29 protein-coding genes and 1 pseudogene are annotated in these 15424 nt (G+C 51.2%); all 30 read right to left on the bottom strand.

Annotation, left to right across the window (positions count from 1 at the left end; genetic code table 11):
* Positions 1-53: 53 nt before the first annotated feature.
* A pseudogene (gene rplQ / locus BUA24_RS01915) lies at positions 54-407 on the bottom strand (50S ribosomal protein L17); the annotation flags it as partial.
* Positions 407-1345, bottom strand: a complete 939-nt coding sequence (locus BUA24_RS01910) for a DNA-directed RNA polymerase subunit alpha (protein ID WP_072788188.1) — start codon at positions 1343-1345, stop codon at positions 407-409. The pseudogene rplQ and the gene BUA24_RS01910, both read right to left, overlap by 1 nt.
* A 16-nt stretch (positions 1346-1361) precedes the next feature.
* Positions 1362-1982, bottom strand: coding sequence for a 30S ribosomal protein S4 (gene rpsD / locus BUA24_RS01905; protein WP_072788186.1), 621 nt, complete (start codon positions 1980-1982; stop codon positions 1362-1364).
* Between the two features lie 7 nt (positions 1983-1989).
* Positions 1990-2388: a 30S ribosomal protein S11 gene (gene rpsK, locus BUA24_RS01900; protein WP_072788184.1), complete on the bottom strand. Its 399-nt coding sequence runs from the start codon at positions 2386-2388 to the stop codon at positions 1990-1992.
* Positions 2389-2426: 38 nt separating this feature from the next.
* Positions 2427-2807 (bottom strand): 30S ribosomal protein S13, encoded by a 381-nt coding sequence (gene rpsM, locus BUA24_RS01895; RefSeq protein WP_072788183.1) that lies wholly within the window; start codon positions 2805-2807, stop codon positions 2427-2429.
* A gap of 6 nt (positions 2808-2813) precedes the next feature.
* A complete protein-coding gene (gene rpmJ / locus BUA24_RS01890; RefSeq protein WP_072788181.1) occupies positions 2814-2927 on the bottom strand; it encodes a 50S ribosomal protein L36 in 114 nt (37 codons plus the stop codon).
* A 59-nt stretch (positions 2928-2986) separates the two neighbouring features.
* Positions 2987-3211 (bottom strand): translation initiation factor IF-1, encoded by a 225-nt coding sequence (infA, locus tag BUA24_RS01885; protein WP_072788179.1) that lies wholly within the window; start codon positions 3209-3211, stop codon positions 2987-2989.
* Between the two features lie 120 nt (positions 3212-3331).
* Positions 3332-4072, bottom strand: a complete 741-nt coding sequence (gene map / locus BUA24_RS01880; RefSeq protein ID WP_072788178.1) for a type I methionyl aminopeptidase — start codon at positions 4070-4072, stop codon at positions 3332-3334.
* Positions 4073-4096: 24 nt separating this feature from the next.
* Complete coding sequence (locus BUA24_RS01875; RefSeq protein ID WP_072788176.1) at positions 4097-4771, bottom strand: adenylate kinase; 675 nt, start codon at positions 4769-4771, stop codon at positions 4097-4099.
* 17 nt (positions 4772-4788) lie between these two features.
* A complete protein-coding gene (gene secY / locus BUA24_RS01870; protein WP_072788175.1) occupies positions 4789-6084 on the bottom strand; it encodes a preprotein translocase subunit SecY in 1296 nt (431 codons plus the stop codon).
* Between the two features lie 100 nt (positions 6085-6184).
* Entirely contained in the window at positions 6185-6685 is a 501-nt protein-coding gene (gene rplO, locus BUA24_RS01865; RefSeq protein WP_072788173.1) for a 50S ribosomal protein L15, read from the bottom strand.
* Position 6686: 1 nt separating this feature from the next.
* Positions 6687-6872 (bottom strand): 50S ribosomal protein L30, encoded by a 186-nt coding sequence (gene rpmD / locus BUA24_RS01860; RefSeq protein ID WP_072788171.1) that lies wholly within the window; start codon positions 6870-6872, stop codon positions 6687-6689.
* 2 nt (positions 6873-6874) lie between these two features.
* A complete protein-coding gene (gene rpsE, locus BUA24_RS01855; RefSeq protein WP_072788169.1) occupies positions 6875-7411 on the bottom strand; it encodes a 30S ribosomal protein S5 in 537 nt (178 codons plus the stop codon).
* Complete coding sequence (gene rplR / locus BUA24_RS01850; protein WP_072788167.1) at positions 7411-7776, bottom strand: 50S ribosomal protein L18; 366 nt, start codon at positions 7774-7776, stop codon at positions 7411-7413. The genes rpsE and rplR overlap by 1 nt, the downstream gene beginning before the upstream one ends.
* A gap of 15 nt (positions 7777-7791) precedes the next feature.
* A complete protein-coding gene (rplF, locus tag BUA24_RS01845) occupies positions 7792-8334 on the bottom strand; it encodes a 50S ribosomal protein L6 (protein WP_072788165.1) in 543 nt (180 codons plus the stop codon).
* Between the two features lie 14 nt (positions 8335-8348).
* Complete coding sequence (gene rpsH, locus BUA24_RS01840; protein WP_072788163.1) at positions 8349-8753, bottom strand: 30S ribosomal protein S8; 405 nt, start codon at positions 8751-8753, stop codon at positions 8349-8351.
* 9 nt (positions 8754-8762) lie between these two features.
* Positions 8763-8948: a type Z 30S ribosomal protein S14 gene (locus BUA24_RS01835; protein WP_072788151.1), complete on the bottom strand. Its 186-nt coding sequence runs from the start codon at positions 8946-8948 to the stop codon at positions 8763-8765.
* Positions 8948-9526, bottom strand: coding sequence for a 50S ribosomal protein L5 (rplE, locus tag BUA24_RS01830; protein WP_072788149.1), 579 nt, complete (start codon positions 9524-9526; stop codon positions 8948-8950). The genes BUA24_RS01835 and rplE overlap by 1 nt, the downstream gene beginning before the upstream one ends.
* The gene (gene rplX, locus BUA24_RS01825; RefSeq protein WP_072788148.1) at positions 9523-9828 is read right to left on the bottom strand and encodes a 50S ribosomal protein L24; all 306 of its coding nucleotides are present in this window, start codon (positions 9826-9828) and stop codon (positions 9523-9525) included. Before rplX ends, rplE begins: the two co-directional genes overlap by 4 nt.
* The gene (rplN, locus tag BUA24_RS01820; RefSeq protein ID WP_072788146.1) at positions 9829-10197 is read right to left on the bottom strand and encodes a 50S ribosomal protein L14; all 369 of its coding nucleotides are present in this window, start codon (positions 10195-10197) and stop codon (positions 9829-9831) included. It abuts the gene before it with no gap.
* Positions 10194-10466, bottom strand: coding sequence for a 30S ribosomal protein S17 (gene rpsQ / locus BUA24_RS01815; RefSeq protein WP_072788144.1), 273 nt, complete (start codon positions 10464-10466; stop codon positions 10194-10196). The genes rplN and rpsQ overlap by 4 nt, the downstream gene beginning before the upstream one ends.
* Positions 10463-10681 (bottom strand): 50S ribosomal protein L29, encoded by a 219-nt coding sequence (gene rpmC, locus BUA24_RS01810; RefSeq protein WP_072788142.1) that lies wholly within the window; start codon positions 10679-10681, stop codon positions 10463-10465. Before rpmC ends, rpsQ begins: the two co-directional genes overlap by 4 nt.
* Entirely contained in the window at positions 10678-11115 is a 438-nt protein-coding gene (rplP, locus tag BUA24_RS01805; protein ID WP_072788140.1) for a 50S ribosomal protein L16, read from the bottom strand. The genes rpmC and rplP overlap by 4 nt, the downstream gene beginning before the upstream one ends.
* Before the next feature lie 5 nt (positions 11116-11120).
* The gene (rpsC, locus tag BUA24_RS01800; protein ID WP_072788138.1) at positions 11121-12041 is read right to left on the bottom strand and encodes a 30S ribosomal protein S3; all 921 of its coding nucleotides are present in this window, start codon (positions 12039-12041) and stop codon (positions 11121-11123) included.
* Position 12042: 1 nt separating this feature from the next.
* Positions 12043-12666 carry a 50S ribosomal protein L22 gene (gene rplV / locus BUA24_RS13290; protein WP_072788136.1) on the bottom strand — a complete coding sequence of 208 codons (624 nt, stop codon included), beginning with the start codon at positions 12664-12666 and terminating at the stop codon, positions 12043-12045.
* Positions 12667-12948, bottom strand: coding sequence for a 30S ribosomal protein S19 (rpsS, locus tag BUA24_RS01790; protein WP_072788135.1), 282 nt, complete (start codon positions 12946-12948; stop codon positions 12667-12669).
* An 8-nt stretch (positions 12949-12956) separates the two neighbouring features.
* Positions 12957-13793 carry a 50S ribosomal protein L2 gene (gene rplB, locus BUA24_RS01785; RefSeq protein ID WP_072788133.1) on the bottom strand — a complete coding sequence of 279 codons (837 nt, stop codon included), beginning with the start codon at positions 13791-13793 and terminating at the stop codon, positions 12957-12959.
* 8 nt (positions 13794-13801) lie between these two features.
* Positions 13802-14098: a 50S ribosomal protein L23 gene (gene rplW / locus BUA24_RS01780; RefSeq protein ID WP_072788131.1), complete on the bottom strand. Its 297-nt coding sequence runs from the start codon at positions 14096-14098 to the stop codon at positions 13802-13804.
* The gene (rplD, locus tag BUA24_RS01775) at positions 14098-14781 is read right to left on the bottom strand and encodes a 50S ribosomal protein L4 (RefSeq protein ID WP_072788129.1); all 684 of its coding nucleotides are present in this window, start codon (positions 14779-14781) and stop codon (positions 14098-14100) included. Before rplD ends, rplW begins: the two co-directional genes overlap by 1 nt.
* Positions 14781-15422 carry a 50S ribosomal protein L3 gene (gene rplC / locus BUA24_RS01770; RefSeq protein ID WP_072788128.1) on the bottom strand — a complete coding sequence of 214 codons (642 nt, stop codon included), beginning with the start codon at positions 15420-15422 and terminating at the stop codon, positions 14781-14783. The genes rplD and rplC overlap by 1 nt, the downstream gene beginning before the upstream one ends.
* Between the last annotated feature and the right edge of the window lie 2 nt (positions 15423-15424).

Here is a 15424-nt window from a genome sequence, read left to right as displayed (position 1 = left end):
ACGAGGTGCCTCCGACGACCTGCTCCCTAAAAAACGGTCGCTCTTCAGATCTAAACCAGTTCGATAACTACCATTGGAGCGTTATCACCCTGCCGAGGACCCCTCTTTAGAACCCTTGTGTATCCACCGGGACGCTCTTCGTAACGAGGTGCCACCTCAGCGAATAGCTTGTGCGCCATGTCCTTATCTCGAAGGAAAGCTACCACCTGACGGTGATTGTGCACTCCGCCCTTTTTTGCTTTGGTGATGAGACGCTCAATTATTGGCTTCAGCATCTTAGCCTTCGCTTCGGTAGTCAAGATCGACTCTGCTGCAATTAGTGATGCCGCTAGATTTGCAAGCAATGCACGTTGATGCGCCGCACTGCCACCAAGCCTCTGTCCCTGTTTAGGTCGTCCAGGCACCATCAGTCTTTACTCCTTAGTGATAAACCTCTACGCTCCAACTTGTCTACAACTTCATCCAGCGACTTTTGACCAAAGTTCGTAATCGAAAGAAGATCCTCTGGTGTCCTTACAATCAGCTCTCCTATGGAGTTGATTTGCGCTCGTTTCAGACAGTTTCGAGGACGCTCAGTGAGCTCCAAGTCCTCGATCGGGAGATCAAGATCGGGTGAACGCTCCTCGAGCACCTCAGCCTCTGACAGTTCCAAACCGTGCGGATCATCGGAGATCTCGGCGACTAACGTGACAAGATTTCTCAACGTCTCACCTGCTGACGCTAGCGCTTCTCTCGGAGAGATCGAACCGTCGGTCTCAACGTCAAGAATTAGCTGATCGTAGTCGGTCGACTGCCCAACTCTGGTGGGTTCTACGTCTACGGCTACTCTCCTAACAGGAGAGAAAATAGAGTCAATGGGGATGATCCCGATCGACGAAGTCTTCTTGTTCTTTTCGGCGGAAGAGTATCCTCTCCCTCGCTCCACTACCGCATCCAAGGCGAGCCTGCCACGCTGCGAGAGTGTGGCAAGATGTAGATCAGGATTGACGATCTCAACGTCTGAGGAGAGAACAAAGTCTTCCGCTCGCACAATCCTGGGCCCGCGCACATCCAGGCGTATCGTCACCGGCTCGTCTGAATAACTTCTAAAGACTATATCTTTCAGGTTGAGAACGATATCGGTAACGTCTTCTTTAACACCCGGTAACGTGGTGAACTCATGCAGAGCATCATCGAAGCGTACCTGGGTTATAGCTGCTCCCGGAATCGAGGAAAGCAGAACACGTCGGAGCATTCCTCCCAAGGTGTAACCGAAGCCTGGCTCAAGCGGACCAAATACGAACTTTTGACGGCCACCTACCTCTTCACCCTGAGCCTCAATGGAGGGACGCTGAATATATAACACTCTCTCTCCTTAGTTCTTACTTCGAGTAAAGCTCGACGATCAGCTGTTCGCGCACCTGGACGTCGATCTGTTCCCGTAGCGGGGGGTTAAGCACCCTAACTGCATTCCCTTCCCGTTCAAGCCATCCTGGGAGCTGCCTGTCAAGGATATCCCTATTATGTTGCACTACGATAAGTTGCTCGGCCCTTTCGCCCAGGGATACAAGGTCACCCTTCTTGACTCTCATGGAGGGTATATCGACCCTCTTCCCATTTACAAGAACATGACGGTGACGAACGAACTGTCGAGCCTGCGACCTTGATGAAGCCCACCCTGCTCTGAACACCACGTTGTCTAGCCGGAGTTCGAGCATGCGGAGAAGGTTTTCACCAGTAATACCACTTTGACGGTTGGCTTCTTCATAGATGTTGCGAAACTGCTTCTCCAAGACCCCATATATTCTTCTTGCTTTTTGCTTTTCGCGCAGCTGCGCAGAGTACTCTGACCCTTGGCGAGTTCTATCGCGACCATGTTCGCCAGGAGGAAATGGCCTCGACTCCATCGGGCAACGAGATGAGTCACACTTTGGCCCCTTGAGGTAGAGCTTCATCCGCTCTCGTCTGCATAACCTACATACCGGTCCTGTATAACGTGCCACTTCGAACTTACACCCTTCTGCGTTTCTTAGGCCTGCAGCCGTTGTGAGGAATAGGAGTGACGTCTCTTACCGACACGATCTCGATACCGGCGTTCGCAATCGCGCGATGAGCCGTCTCTCTCCCAGAACCTGGTCCCTTAACTAAAACCTCGACCTGGCGTACTCCATGCTCCTGAGCCCTCTTAGCACAAGTTTCAGCAGCCACCTGCGCTGCGAAGGGGGTTGATTTTCTAGAACCCTTGAAACCTACGTTTCCAGCGGATGCCCAGGCCAAAACATTTCCCTGCTGATCTGTGATCGTCACGATCGTGTTGTTAAACGACGAGTGAATATGAGCCACTCCGTACGCTACATTCTTTCTTTCGCGCCTGCGAGGACGTCGTCCCCCGGCCCTTGGCTTAGCCATCAGCTAGAACCCTCCTATCATATAATCAACCTTGTCGGCTACTTGCGTGTTGCCTTCTTCTTACCGGCAACCGTCTTCTTGGGACCTTTTCTCGTTCTTGCGTTAGTGTGAGTGCGCTGACCGTGAACGGGAAGACCCCTTCGATGACGAAGCCCTTGGTAGCAACCAATTTGGATCTTGCGTTTGATATCTTGATCAACTTCACGTCTCAAGTCACCTTCGACCTGCAGGTTTTGATCAATATAGCTACGAAGCCTGCTCACTTCCTCATCGGTAAGATCCTTAACTCTAGTGTTAGGATCTACTTGCGTTTCTCGGCAGATCTTTTGCGACGTAGCTAATCCTATTCCATATATGTAGGTGAGGGAAATCTCAAGCCTCTTGTCCCTAGGGATATCAACACCTGCTATACGTGCCATAAAACGTTATCCTTGCCGCTGCTTATGTCTTGGGTTCTCGCAAATTACAAGAACTGTTCTCTCTCTCTTAATGACCTTGCACTTCTCGCAAATAGTCTTTACGCTTGGTCTAACCTTCATTTCGCGCACTCACCTAGTCTCTAACTAACCCTACTTTTCTCACCGTTTAGGAGAGGTACTTACTTATATCGGTAAGTAATGCGCCCTCTCGTAAGGTCGTAAGGAGTAAACTCAACCTGGACGCGATCTCCTGGCAGTATCCTTATGCGATGCATTCGCATCTTTCCAGAACTGTGGGCTAACACCTTATGCCCGTTCTCCAACTCGACACGAAACATTGCGTTGGGAAGAGGCTCAATAACTTTGCCCTCCACCACAATCACGTCCTCTTTTGGTTGCGACAGCTTACTCCTCCTAAATAAATGTTTACTACCTCAGCGGTTTAGAACACCACCTGGCAAAAATCACCCGAAAGGTCATTATAATAGCTAAACTTCACCAACCACCAAGATACCCTATAATTCCTAGGGAGCGGTGAAGATTTCTGGTCCCTCCTCTGTCACCGCAATAGTGTGTTCGAAGTGCGCTGAAAGGGACCCATCCTTCGTTACAACGCTCCAACCGTCAGAGAGCTGTACGGTCTCCGGCCCACCTACATTGACCATCGGCTCAACTGCGAACACGTTTCCTGCTCGCATCTTTGGTCCTGGAGATCCAGGCCAATAGTTCGGCACGTTAGGCGGTTCATGCATCGCCGTTCCAATTCCATGACCAACGTACTCCCGGACCACCGAGAACCCTGCCTTTTCACAGACCTCTTGAACCGCTCTTCCGACTTCATGAAGGTGCCTACCAGGCCACATCACATCTATCCCTGCATAAAGCGATCGTTCTGTGACCTCGATGAGTTGCTCCGCCAGCTTAGACACCTTTCCAACGGCGGCGGTATAAGCAGCATCGCCATGGTACCCCTCCACGATAGCGCCTGCATCGATGGATATGATGTCCCCTTCCTGTAACCTATATTTTCCAGGAATTCCGTGTACGATCATGGAGTTCGGGGATGTACAGATTACAGCAGGGAAACCGTGATAGTTCAAAAAGTTAGAACGAGCTCCCCTTTTTTCGAGCACCTCCCTGGCCACCTTATCGATCTCGAGGGTCGTTACCCCTGGACGGATCGCCTCCCTTGTCTTTTCATGTATCTCTGCTACCACTCGCCCTGCTTTTCGCATCTTGGCGAGCTCTTCTTTTGTTCTAATCATTATCTACGCCTGTCGACACTACAACTAAAGGTCAATGGGGTTTCCCCTCATTCTGTTTATGACGGAGATCAGCCTTGCCATTACCTCATCAGGATCACCAACGCCGTTTACTACAACCAGCCTATCTCTGTCCTGGTAGTAACGAATCAACGGTGCAGTCTGAGTCTCATAGAGATCTAAGCGCCTTTGAATGGCTGCCTCTGTATCATCTTCCCTTTGAATTACCTCACCACCACAACTGTCGCAAGTCCAGTCGTGTTTTGGTCGATCGGTCAACGAGTAGTTTGCTCCACACACCGAGCAGACCCGACGAGAAGCTAGGCGTTTCAGAACCAGATCGGTCGGCACATCGAGATCCACAACGATATCTAAGTCAAAGGGATAAAGGATCTTTTCGAGGTCCTGGGCCTGGCCCAGCGTTCTTGGGTAACCGTCAAGTAAGAACCCTCTTAGTCGTGCATCAGGCTCTTCTAGCCTCTCCTTGACCACCCCGGTTATCACCTCGTCCGGAACAAGCTCTCCCTTTTCCATGTAACTCTTGGCCAAGGTGCCAAACTCGGATGTTCCCTTGGCGGCAGATCGAAGCATATCTCCTGTTGAGATATGCGGAATCACATAATGGTGAGATAGGCGGGTGGACTGGGTACCTTTACCCGCACCTTGCTTACCAAGCATTACGATGCGCGTGGGAGTGGCCATAGCTTTGCAACCTCGACTTAGCGCAGAAAACCGTCGTAGTTTCGCATCGTCAGCTGGGAGTCGATCTGCTTCAGGGTCTCTAGACCAACTCCTACAGCGATCAGAAGGGTCGTTCCAGCAAAGGGTACGTTGTTGACATGCCAGAGCGCAAGCAATATTGCTGGTATCAAAGCCACTGCTGCCAAGAACAAGGCCCCTGGAAAGGTGATGCGATTGAGAATCTGTCCGAGATAACGCTCAGTATTCGGACCAGGTCTAACCCCTTGAATGTAACCACCCTGTTTCCTAATAATCTCTGACTGCTGATGAGGGTCAAAAGACACCTGCACGTAGAAGAACGTAAACATGACAATCAGTACGCCGTAGATAGAAATGTAAAAGAGACTCGTGGAAGAGACGAGATGATTATTTACGAAAGATCGAAAAGGTGCCCACGGTATGATACTCGCCAAAAGTACCGGGAAATACAGGATCGAAGACGCAAAAATTATCGGTATAACACCGGCCTGATTCACCTTGAGGGGAATATAGCTGTTACCGCCTTCGTACATTTTTCTTCCCACAACCCGACGTGCAAAGACCACTGGAATTCGCCTCTGTCCCTGCTCGACAAAGACAATCGCTACGAGAATCGCAACTGCAACCACAAAAACTACTACGAACTTGAATACCCCAGCGTCGGCAAGGATAATCCTACCTGCAGAGGGAAGGCTGGCAACCACGTTGGCAAAGATCAAAATCGACATGCCCTGACCAATCCCTCTTTGCGTGACGAGCTCACCCATCCACATAACTAAAGCAGTACCGGCAGTAAGGGTCAGCACTATGAACAAGACCCTTGGGACGGTGAAGTGGGGAATCAAATCGACTGGCCGGCCATTACTGCTCAAAAGACCAGTGCCGCCATCATGGAATATGAACGCAAGTCCAGTTGCCTGCATGAGCGCCAGCGCTATAGTCAGATACCTTGTAGTCTGCGTTATCTTCTTTTCACCAACCGCACCTTGGTCACGCCACTCTTCCAGCTTCGGAATCACCGTCGTAAGGAGCTGGATAATGATCGACGATGTAATATAGGGCATGACTCCGAGGCCAAAAAGAGCGGCCCTGGCTATCGCGCCACCCGAGAATAGATTTAGAAAACCAAAGACGCCTCCGTTGACCTGGGACTCAAGCGTCTGAATCTGATGAAAGTCAATGCCAGGAACTGGTATGTTGGCGCCCAACTGGTATAAGGCGATAATTAATAGGGTAAACAGTAACTTATTTCTTAGGTCAGGAACCCTGAACACATTTTTTAGGCTTGAAAGCACAGCCCGAACTCCTCAACAGTTATACGCCTTATCGAGTGACCCATACCATGAATCTAACACAACTTTATAAAACAACCTCAACCCGACAGGTTTCAAGAGGTTAACGGTTCATCAAAGCATTACCTTGCGCTGGAACCCGCCTTCCACCGTTTGGCTTCTCAAGGATAACTGGAGAACCACCAAGAGCACGAATCTGTTCCGCAGCCTTCTTCGAGAACCCGTGGGCAGAGACCGTGATCGCCTTAGAGAGTGTACCTTCAGCCAACACCTTCACTAAGGTTCCCTTACGCACTACGCCACGACGATACAGGATCTCAGGATCCACTACCACGACACCTTGTACAGCGAGCTCTTCTAGCGTTTGTAGATTCACTACACTGTAGGACACTCGGAAAGGATTATGAAACCCTTTCAACTTGGGGAGGCGTTGAGTTAGAGGCAGCTGACCGCCTTCAAATCCCAAAGGAATGGTATCTCTTGCACCTTGACCCTTGGTACCGCGGCCAGCAGTCTTGCCACCTTTGCCTCCAGTACCGCGTCCAACCCGCTTACGGTCTTTGTGTGAACCCTTAGCGGGTTTCAAATCGTGTGTATTTAACAACCTAACCCACCTCTTCCACTTCGATTAGGTGAGGTACCCGCCTAATCATCCCTCTTATCTCAGGTCGATCCACCAGTTCGTTGGAGGTACCAATGCCGTGTAAACCAAGAGCTCTAAGCGTTCCTCTGTGCTTCGGCTTGGTTCCAATGGATGAACGCACTTGAGTAACTTTCAAACTCTTCACCATAGCTACGCCTCTCTTCTCGCCTTTTCAGAAGCTTCATAGGCACGCAAGATGCCACTTGGAGTAACCTCGTCAGGCGCCTTACCTCTGAGCTTTGCAATCTCGTCAGGGCGCTTTAGTTGCTTTAGACCCTCTATCGTTGCGTGCGCAACATTAATACCGTTAGAAGATCCAAGGGACTTAGCAAGGATGTCTTTTATCCCAGCCATCTCCAAAATTGCTCTCGCTGCACCGCCTGCTATGACGCCTGTACCTGGTGCCGCAGGCTTTAGAAGAACTCTGCCTGCCCCGGCTTCTCCCAAAATTGGATGCGTTATGGTTCCACCAGCCAGAGGTACCTCGATCATAGCCTTTTTCGCTTCTTCGATGCCTTTTTGAACAGCCAGTCCGGCCTCTTTGGCTTTACCATAACCCAGACCAACACGCCCGTTTCCGTCACCGACGACCATAAGAGCGGTGAAGGAGAACCTACGCCCACCCTTTACCACCTTGGCAACTCGATTAACCTTTATCGTTCTTTCTTCAAACTCGGACTCAGCCATTAAAACACCAAACCCCCTTCACGGGCAGACTCAGCCACGGCGGCAACCCTACCATGATAAGCAAAACCACCTCGATCAAACACAACAGCACTAACTCCGGCCGCCTTGGCTCTTTCAGCTATCATCGAACCGACCTTCTTGGCAGCTTCAATATTGCCCGTTTTGGATCCCTTGAACGAAGCGTCGTAAGTCGAAGCATACGCAAGCGTCTTACCGACTGAGTCGTCGATTACCTGTGCAACAATGTGCTGATTGGACCTGTAAACGGCAAGACGGGGTCTCTCACTAGTGCCCGCAATATATTTTCGAACTCTAAAGTGTCTTTTTTGTCTCCGTTTTACAGAGATATGGGACCTATCCGACATCTAAATCTCCTATACCTACTTGCCGGCCTTACCGACTTTGCGGAGGACTTTCTCATTCTCATATCGAACACCTTTACCCTTGTAGGGCTCCGGTTTGCGAATCTTGCGAATGTTAGCGGCTACCTGACCTACTAGCTCTTTATCTATGCCGCTCACCGCAATCTTGGTCGGAGTAGGACAAGCAAACTCGATACCAGCTGGCGCCTCCACAACCACAGGATGTGAAAATCCAAGCGCTAACTCAAGCTCTTTTGGCGACTTTACTGCAGCGCGGTAGCCAACGCCAACGATATCTAGATTCCTAACGAAACCAACCGTTACCCCATTGACCATGTTCGCTATGAGTGTACGGCTAAGACCATGCATAGCTCGAGCCGTCCGTGAGTCGTCTACCCTTGAGACAACGATCACACCATTTTCAATGTTCAAGGTCACCTGGGAGGGCAGGGTTCTCGATAGCGAACCCTTGGGACCTTTTACTTCGACGTAGTTTCCCTCACCAACAGAGACCTCAACACCTGATGGAATAGGTACCGGAACCTTACCAATTCTTGACATAATTACCTCGCAATTTACCAGACATAGCAGATAACCTCTCCACCCATATGAGCCTTGCGAGCCTCTCTGTCGGTCATCAAGCCCTTCGAGGTCGATAACACAGCCACACCAAGCCCACCAAGAACCCTGGGGATCGCATCCGCTCTTCTGTACACCCTCAGTCCCGGCTTTGAGACCCTTTGAATACCGTTGATTGCAGCCTGTCGGGTGGGCGAGTACTTTAGTGTAACTTCAAGTACACTTCCAGGACGATCGGCAGCGTCTGACATGCGATATCCGGCAATGAAGCCCTCTTTTTCCAAGATCTTGGCTAAATTTTCCTTGACCTTAGACCCTGGCATCAACACCTTCTCATGTTTTGCTGAACTTGCGTTGCGAATTCGAGTCAGCATATCTGCGATGGGATCACTCATGCTCATAACTACTCCCTACCAACTCGCCTTTTTGACACCAGGAATCTCCCCTGCGTGGACCATCTCTCGCAAACAAATCCTGCAAAGACCGAACTTCCTAAAAACAGCGTGAGGTCTACCACATCTCTTACAACGGGTGTAAGCCCTAACCTTAAACTTTGGGGTTCTAGCCTGCTTTGCGATTAAAGACTTTTTTGCCACTAGTTCTGCACACCCTCTCTCTTGAACGGAAAGCCAAATGCGTCTAACAGTGCTTTCCCTTGCGCATCGTTTTTTGCCGTGGTAACTATGGTGATGTCCATACCTCTTGTAGCGTCCACAGAGTCGTAATTGATCTCAGGAAAGATTAGCTGCTCTGTAACACCCAGGGTATAGTTGCCATGGCCATCAAAGGACTTGGGGTTCAGTCCCCTAAAGTCTCGAATTCGAGGGATAACAACAGCTATCAAGCGGTCAAAGAACTCCCACATCCGGTCTCCGCGCAACGTCACGCGCACGCCAATAGCGTTACCGGCGCGCAACTTAAAGCCGGCTACAGACTTCTTAGCTCTCGTCACAACGGCCTTTTGTCCGGCTATGGTTTCGAGATCTCTCACAGCATTCTCGATGAGAGACGGTTGTTGAGTAGCACGTCCAACACCAATGTTAATCGAGATCTTCTCAAGAGTTGGGACCTCCATTACATTGGAGAGACCCAATGACTCCTTCAGAGCTTGCTTAATCTCGCTCTCGTAGCGCTCCTTCAACCTAGGTCGCACAACACTTACTACTTCGCTCATAGTTCAGCACCACACTTCGCACATACTCGGCTCTTCTTACCATCAGCGTCCATAGAGTACCCAACACGAGTGGGCCCGCACTTGGAACATAGCATCGCCACATTCGATACGTGCATGGGCATAGCCTTATCAATAATGCCGCCTTGGGTCGTCGCTGAAGTGGGCTTTGTATGTCGCTTCGCAACGTTTACACCCGCCACTACGACACGGCTCTCTTTGGGAAGCACTCTAACTACCTCCCCTTCTTGACCTCTATCCTTGCCAGCGATAATGCGGACCTTGTCGCCTTTTTTGATCTTCATTTACAACACCTCCGGAGCTAGGGAGACGATACGCATAAAACGCTTGTCTCGCAACTCCCGACCTACAGGTCCAAATATACGGGTACCACGAGGCTGCATGGCATCGTTTATAAGAACAGCTGCGTTCTCATCAAAGCGTATATAACTGCCATCAGCTCTTCGCTTCTCTTTCTTTACCCTCACGACCACACATTTGACAACATCGCCCTTTTTAACTGCCGCTCCTGGGATTGCGTCTTTTACGGTCGCCACAAATACATCACCAATGCTCGCATAACGCCGCCTCGAGCCACCTAGCACCTTGATGCAAAGTACCTCTTTAGCCCCGGAGTTATCCGCTACCTTAAGACGGGTCTCTTGCTGTATCATCGTGCACGCTCCACAATCTCTAGAAGCCGCCATCTTTTGAGTTTCGAGAGCGGACGAGTCTCCATCACTCTGACGGTATCTCCTACCTGAGCAGTTCCCTCGCCATCATGGACGTATAGTCTCTTTGTTCTTTGGACCGTACGCTGATATCTAGGGTGTCTTACCCTCTCCGTGATAGCCACAACTACGGTCTTATCCATAGAGGAAGAGACGACGATCCCCTCTCTAACCTTTCTCCGACCCCTATCGGCTGATCGACTATCCGTCATCTTCCTGCTCCCTTGTCTTTCGAACTCGCATCCCTTTCTGCCTTCAACGTCAGAAGTCTTGCAACCTCTTTCTTCAGGTGGGACAGACGAGCTGTATTCGTTGACTGCGCCGTTGCTAATTGAAAACGTAAGGTGAATAGTTCTCTCTTAGTCTCTTCCAGCTTTTCTTCCAGCTCGACATCAGCTAGAACACGTAGATCCTTAGCCTTCGTCATGCCCCAACCTCCGACACAGAGTTCATCTCATCCTTTACGACAAAACGAGCCTTTATGGGAAGCTTCTGAATAGCTCGGTTCATAGCGGCGGAAGCGAGCTCCTCTGAGACACCGCCCAGCTCGAACATGATTCGCCCTGGTTTTACTACCGCTACCCAAAACTCTGGGTTTCCCTTCCCAGACCCCATACGGGTCTCGGCTGGCTTCTTAGTGATCGGTTTATCAGGGAAAATGCGAATCCAAACCTTACCACCACGTCGAACATGTCTAGTCATCGCGATACGAGCTGCCTCGATTTGCCGAGCGGATATCCATCCTGGTTCGAGGGCCTGGATCCCATACTGACCAAACATGATCTCATTGCCGCCTTTGGAGACACCTCCCATGCGACCCCTTTGTACCTTACGGTGGCGAACCCTTCTAGGCATCAACATAGCTACTAATCCACCTCTCGCTTAAAGTGCGGCGCCTCTGGAGCGGAGTCCTTTGTTCGCCTTTCGATCTCCTCTTCCTCCTGAAGGAGCCTCTCGAGGGCATCGGTCTCTGCGTCTTTTGGTTCTAAGATCTCAGCGGGCGCAAGACCGGTCCTTTCCTCAATCGAGCTACTGCTCTCGACAACCACCCCGGCCTGTTCTGGACGTCTCTTGCCACCGCCTGCGGTAATAACTCTTCGTGGTTTATCTGCGCCTTGGTTACCCTCAGAAACCGCCCTCTCATCAACAGCAGTCTTATAGGGCAAGATGTCTCCCTTGTAAATCCAAACCTTTACGCCGATACGACCAAAAGTCGTGCGTGCCTCCCTGAAACCATAGTCAATATTGGCTCTCAAGGTATGACGAGGGACCCGCCCCTCACGGTAGGACTCCTTACGGGCCATCTCAGCTCCGCCTAGGCGCCCGGAACACATAACGGTAACTCCCTGACCTCCAGATTTCTCAACTACCTGGATAGCTCTCTTCATCGCACGTCGGAAAGAAACACGCCGGGACAGCTGATCAGCGATACCCTGTGCGACTAAAGTTGCGTCTAGCTCCGGATGCTTTATCTCTTCTATATTGATCTGAACTTTGGGGTTGCCCGTAAGAGCAGCCAGATGCTGCCTAAGCCTCTCCGCCTCAGATCCTTTCTTTCCAATTACGATACCAGGACGCGCTGTATGGATATCAACCTTGAGCCGGTCCCGGGTGCGCTCAATCTCAACCTTCGACACAGCGGCAGTTTCAAGCTCTTCCATCAGATACTTACGGATCTTGTAGTCTTGCACGATCCATTCCTGATAGTGCCTTTCGTCAAACCAGCGTGACTTCCAATCTGTCGTTACTCCAAGGCGAAAACCGTAAGGATTTACTTTCTGTCCCATATCAGTTTTTCTCTACTTCCCCGTCTGCCACGGTATCATCATCATTTTGCTCCTTGATATCTACAGCGCCCTTAGGGGCTGAATCTACCTCCATCGTCACCGACGAGGCCTCCAGCGCATCGCTGTCAACAACCGAAGCCTCACTATTTGAGCCTTCATCGATCTTCGGGGAGTTCTTGTCATTCCGAGCTCCACGTGACGAACGCACTCTGCGAGCACGCCTTCCCGCCGCATCGTCACGGCTTCGCTCTCTAAGGCGCCTAAGTTCTCCTTCGGAGAGTCTTTGAACCTCAATTACGATGTGACTAGTCCTCTTCCTGATACGGCCGGCACGCCCACGCGCCCTTGGACGAAAACGCTTCAAGGTGGCTCCCTCATCCGCATAGGTCGCCGAGACGAAAAGCTCTTCTGGAGGCAAACCATAAAGATTTGCAGCGTTCGCCGCTGCTGAGCGGAGGACCTTTGCAACAACCTCCGCCGCTCCTCTTTCCGTTAGAGAGAGGCGCTCCATAGCCTTGACAACACTTTGCCCCCTAATCAGGTCGAGAACCTCTCTCACCTTCGAGGCAGACATCTGGTAGGAACGGTGAACGGCCCTAGCCTTTTCAACAGTTTGATCGCTCATCTACCTACGCCTTCCAGCTCTCTCTTGACCCGCATGGTAACGGAAGGTGCGAGTTGGGGCGAACTCTCCGAGCTTGTGTCCAACCATAGCCTCCGTGACATACACCGGAACGTGCTTGCGACCATCATGAACTGCGATTGTGTGACCGACCATGTCAGGGATAATGGTCGACCTTCTCGACCAGGTCTTAATTACCTTTTTTTCGCCATCAGCGTTGAGAACATCCACCTTTTTGAGCAGATGATCATCGACGAAGGGACCCTTCTTCAAACTACGGGGCATCTAAGCAACTACCTCCTGGCTCCGCGCGTACGTCTGCGTCTAATAATCAACTTGTCGGAGTCCTTCTTTCGGCTCCTCGTGCGGCCTTCCGGTTTACCCCAAGGTGATACGGGATGCCTTCCACCAGAAGTCTTACCTTCGCCACCACCAAGAGGGTGATCGACAGGGTTCATTGCCACACCTCGAGTTTGAGGACGAACTCCCTTCCACCTGTTACGACCTGCCTTACCGACAGATAGCAGCTCGAACTCAGAGTTGCCAACTTCGCCGATTGAGGCTCGGCAATCTATCGGAACTCTTCTCATCTCTGTAGAAGGGAGACGAAGAGTGGCATAGTCACCTTCTCTTGCCACTAGCTGCACACCCATGCCTGCCGAACGGGCAATCTTACCACCTTGACCTGGCCGTAACTCGACATTATGGACCACAGTTCCAACGGGAATTACTCGCAGAGGCAGTGCGTTACCCACCTTTATATCTGCGCCAACCCCGGACATGACCGTATCCCCCACGCTCAGTTTGGCCGGGGCGAGTATGTAGCGCTTCTCACCATCCAGATAGTGCAATAAAGCGATTCTTGCATTACGGTTAGGATCGTACTCAATAGCCGCCACCTTCGCAGGCACACCGTCTTTGTTCCTTTTGAAGTCGATCAGACGATATCGATTTTTGTTACCACCACCTCTATGGCGTGCAGTCTTTCGTCCATATGAGTTTCGACCACCAGTGGACTTGGCCGGTCTGAGCAGAGACTTCTCAGGTTTCTCCTTTGTGATCTCACTGAAGTCAGATACGCTCTGAAACCGTCTTCCGGCGCTTGTGGGTTTCCTCTTTCGAATAGCCACTACTACTCCTACTTCTCAAACAGATCGATCGAATCGCCTTCGGCGAGCCTAACCATGGCATGCTTCTTGGTACTGCCATTGACCCAGGTGCCGTTCTTACGGTTTCTTTTTCGCTTACCCTTACGATTAAGCGTGTTTACCGCTAATACCTTTACGTCAAAGAGCTTTTCAACGGCATAACGAACATCAACCTTCGTAGCCCTACCGTCTACTTCAAAACAGTAGACACCTTCGTCCATCAGCTTGTAACTCTTCTCAGAGACAACCGGCCTCTTTACAATTGCGTACGGATCAAACCCTGCCATTACTGCTCAGCCTCTCCTAGTATGACCTTTGCTTTACCTTGGCTAACTGCCTCTAACGTCCCCGGGGTAAACACGATCGCCTCGTTTACCAAGACGAGATAAGCACTCAACTGCGACGGAAAGGCTACCTCTACTTGTGGCAGGTTTCGGAAGCTTTTAGCGAGAACCTCATCTTCTGAGGAAACCACCATCAACACTGATCCTTCGAGACCTAGCTTCTCAAGCCACTGGGCTGCCTTCTTTGTGGAGGGTTGACCGTTATCAAACCCATCGAGTACAAATACGTTACCCGCCTCTGCACGATCAGAGAGAGCACCCCAAAGTGCCTGAGCAACCATCTTCTTCGGAGTCTTTTGCTTGTAACTGCGTGGCTTTGGACCAAGAGCCACGCCACCCCCGCTGAAGTGAGGTGCGCGCGTAGAGCCCTGGCGTGCCCTACCTGTACCTTTTTGCCTATAGGGCTTTGCCCCTCCACCGGAGACCTCCGCCCTAGTCTTGGTGGACTGGGTTCCAGCCCGAACACCAGCTAGCTGCCCCACAACAACCTGGTGCATGAGAGCTATGTTCGGCTGTCGACCAAACACCGTTTCTTTCAGTTCGACAGAACCTACTTCAACTCCATCTCCATCGACCTTCTTGGCCGAACGTACCTCAAAGACCTCTTCCTTTGCAAACTTAGTCACTACTTACCGCCTCTCACGGAGGAACGAATCACAACGCGCCCACCCTTGGGCCCCGGAACAGATCCTTTCACTAAAATGAGCTGCCGCTCGGGATCAGCTTGAACAATCTCCAGGTTGAGCGTTGTAACGCTACCTCCACCGTACTGACCGGCCATGCGGGTACCCTTAAACACACGCCCCGGAGTGGCACAGGCACCGATCGAACCGGGAGCTCGATGATGTTTATGGTTACCGTGTCCAGCACCCTGGCCCTTGAAGTTATGACGCTTCATGCCGCCGGAGAACCCATGCCCCTTAGATGTCGCCGTAACGTCTACGCGATCACCTGTTTGAAATATCTCCGCACCGAACTCATCGCCACTAGCAAGATCGAGACCATCGACCCCTCTAAGCTCCATGATCGCAACGCCGGGCTCTACACCAGACTTCTCGAACTGCCCGAGAACGGGTTTGGAAACCCTTGACCGCTTACGTACCCCGTAAGTTACCTGTAGGGCCTGATAGCCGTCGGACTGTTCAGTCTTTGCCCGCACAACGCGAACCGGCGTCACCTTGACTACGGTGACCGGTATGAACCGATTCTTCTCATCCCAGATGTGGGTCATACCAACTTTTTCACCCACGATAGCCTTAGCTGCCATTT

It is taken from the genome of Ferrithrix thermotolerans DSM 19514, assembly GCF_900128965.1.
Taxonomy (GTDB): domain Bacteria; phylum Actinomycetota; class Acidimicrobiia; order Acidimicrobiales; family Acidimicrobiaceae; genus Ferrithrix; species Ferrithrix thermotolerans.
Note: the sequence above shows the minus strand (reverse complement) of the source record. Positions and strands in the feature narration are given on the sequence as shown.

What these genes read in the sequence shown, in the direction of transcription:
- rpsK (WP_072788184.1), bottom strand. Translation starts at nt 2,388, where the DNA reads ATGGCTAAGCCAAGGGCCGGGGGACGACGTCCTCGCAGGCGCGAAAGA.
- rpsM (WP_072788183.1), bottom strand. Translation starts at nt 2,807, where the DNA reads ATGGCACGTATAGCAGGTGTTGATATCCCTAGGGACAAGAGGCTTGAG.
- rpmJ (WP_072788181.1), bottom strand. Translation starts at nt 2,927, where the DNA reads ATGAAGGTTAGACCAAGCGTAAAGACTATTTGCGAGAAGTGCAAGGTC.
- map (WP_072788178.1), bottom strand. Translation starts at nt 4,072, where the DNA reads ATGATTAGAACAAAAGAAGAGCTCGCCAAGATGCGAAAAGCAGGGCGA.
- BUA24_RS01875 (WP_072788176.1), bottom strand. Translation starts at nt 4,771, where the DNA reads ATGGCCACTCCCACGCGCATCGTAATGCTTGGTAAGCAAGGTGCGGGT.
- rpmD (WP_072788171.1), bottom strand. Translation starts at nt 6,872, where the DNA reads ATGGTGAAGAGTTTGAAAGTTACTCAAGTGCGTTCATCCATTGGAACC.
- rpsE (WP_072788169.1), bottom strand. Translation starts at nt 7,411, where the DNA reads ATGGCTGAGTCCGAGTTTGAAGAAAGAACGATAAAGGTTAATCGAGTT.
- rplR (WP_072788167.1), bottom strand. Translation starts at nt 7,776, where the DNA reads ATGTCGGATAGGTCCCATATCTCTGTAAAACGGAGACAAAAAAGACAC.
- rplF (WP_072788165.1), bottom strand. Translation starts at nt 8,334, where the DNA reads ATGTCAAGAATTGGTAAGGTTCCGGTACCTATTCCATCAGGTGTTGAG.
- rpsH (WP_072788163.1), bottom strand. Translation starts at nt 8,753, where the DNA reads ATGAGCATGAGTGATCCCATCGCAGATATGCTGACTCGAATTCGCAAC.
- rplE (WP_072788149.1), bottom strand. Translation starts at nt 9,526, where the DNA reads ATGAGCGAAGTAGTAAGTGTTGTGCGACCTAGGTTGAAGGAGCGCTAC.
- rplX (WP_072788148.1), bottom strand. Translation starts at nt 9,828, where the DNA reads ATGAAGATCAAAAAAGGCGACAAGGTCCGCATTATCGCTGGCAAGGAT.
- rplN (WP_072788146.1), bottom strand. Translation starts at nt 10,197, where the DNA reads ATGATACAGCAAGAGACCCGTCTTAAGGTAGCGGATAACTCCGGGGCT.
- rpsQ (WP_072788144.1), bottom strand. Translation starts at nt 10,466, where the DNA reads ATGACGGATAGTCGATCAGCCGATAGGGGTCGGAGAAAGGTTAGAGAG.
- rpmC (WP_072788142.1), bottom strand. Translation starts at nt 10,681, where the DNA reads ATGACGAAGGCTAAGGATCTACGTGTTCTAGCTGATGTCGAGCTGGAA.
- rplP (WP_072788140.1), bottom strand. Translation starts at nt 11,115, where the DNA reads ATGTTGATGCCTAGAAGGGTTCGCCACCGTAAGGTACAAAGGGGTCGC.
- rpsC (WP_072788138.1), bottom strand. Translation starts at nt 12,041, where the DNA reads ATGGGACAGAAAGTAAATCCTTACGGTTTTCGCCTTGGAGTAACGACA.
- rplV (WP_072788136.1), bottom strand. Translation starts at nt 12,666, where the DNA reads ATGAGCGATCAAACTGTTGAAAAGGCTAGGGCCGTTCACCGTTCCTAC.
- rpsS (WP_072788135.1), bottom strand. Translation starts at nt 12,948, where the DNA reads ATGCCCCGTAGTTTGAAGAAGGGTCCCTTCGTCGATGATCATCTGCTC.
- rplW (WP_072788131.1), bottom strand. Translation starts at nt 14,098, where the DNA reads ATGGCAGGGTTTGATCCGTACGCAATTGTAAAGAGGCCGGTTGTCTCT.
- rplC (WP_072788128.1), bottom strand. Translation starts at nt 15,422, where the DNA reads ATGGCAGCTAAGGCTATCGTGGGTGAAAAAGTTGGTATGACCCACATC.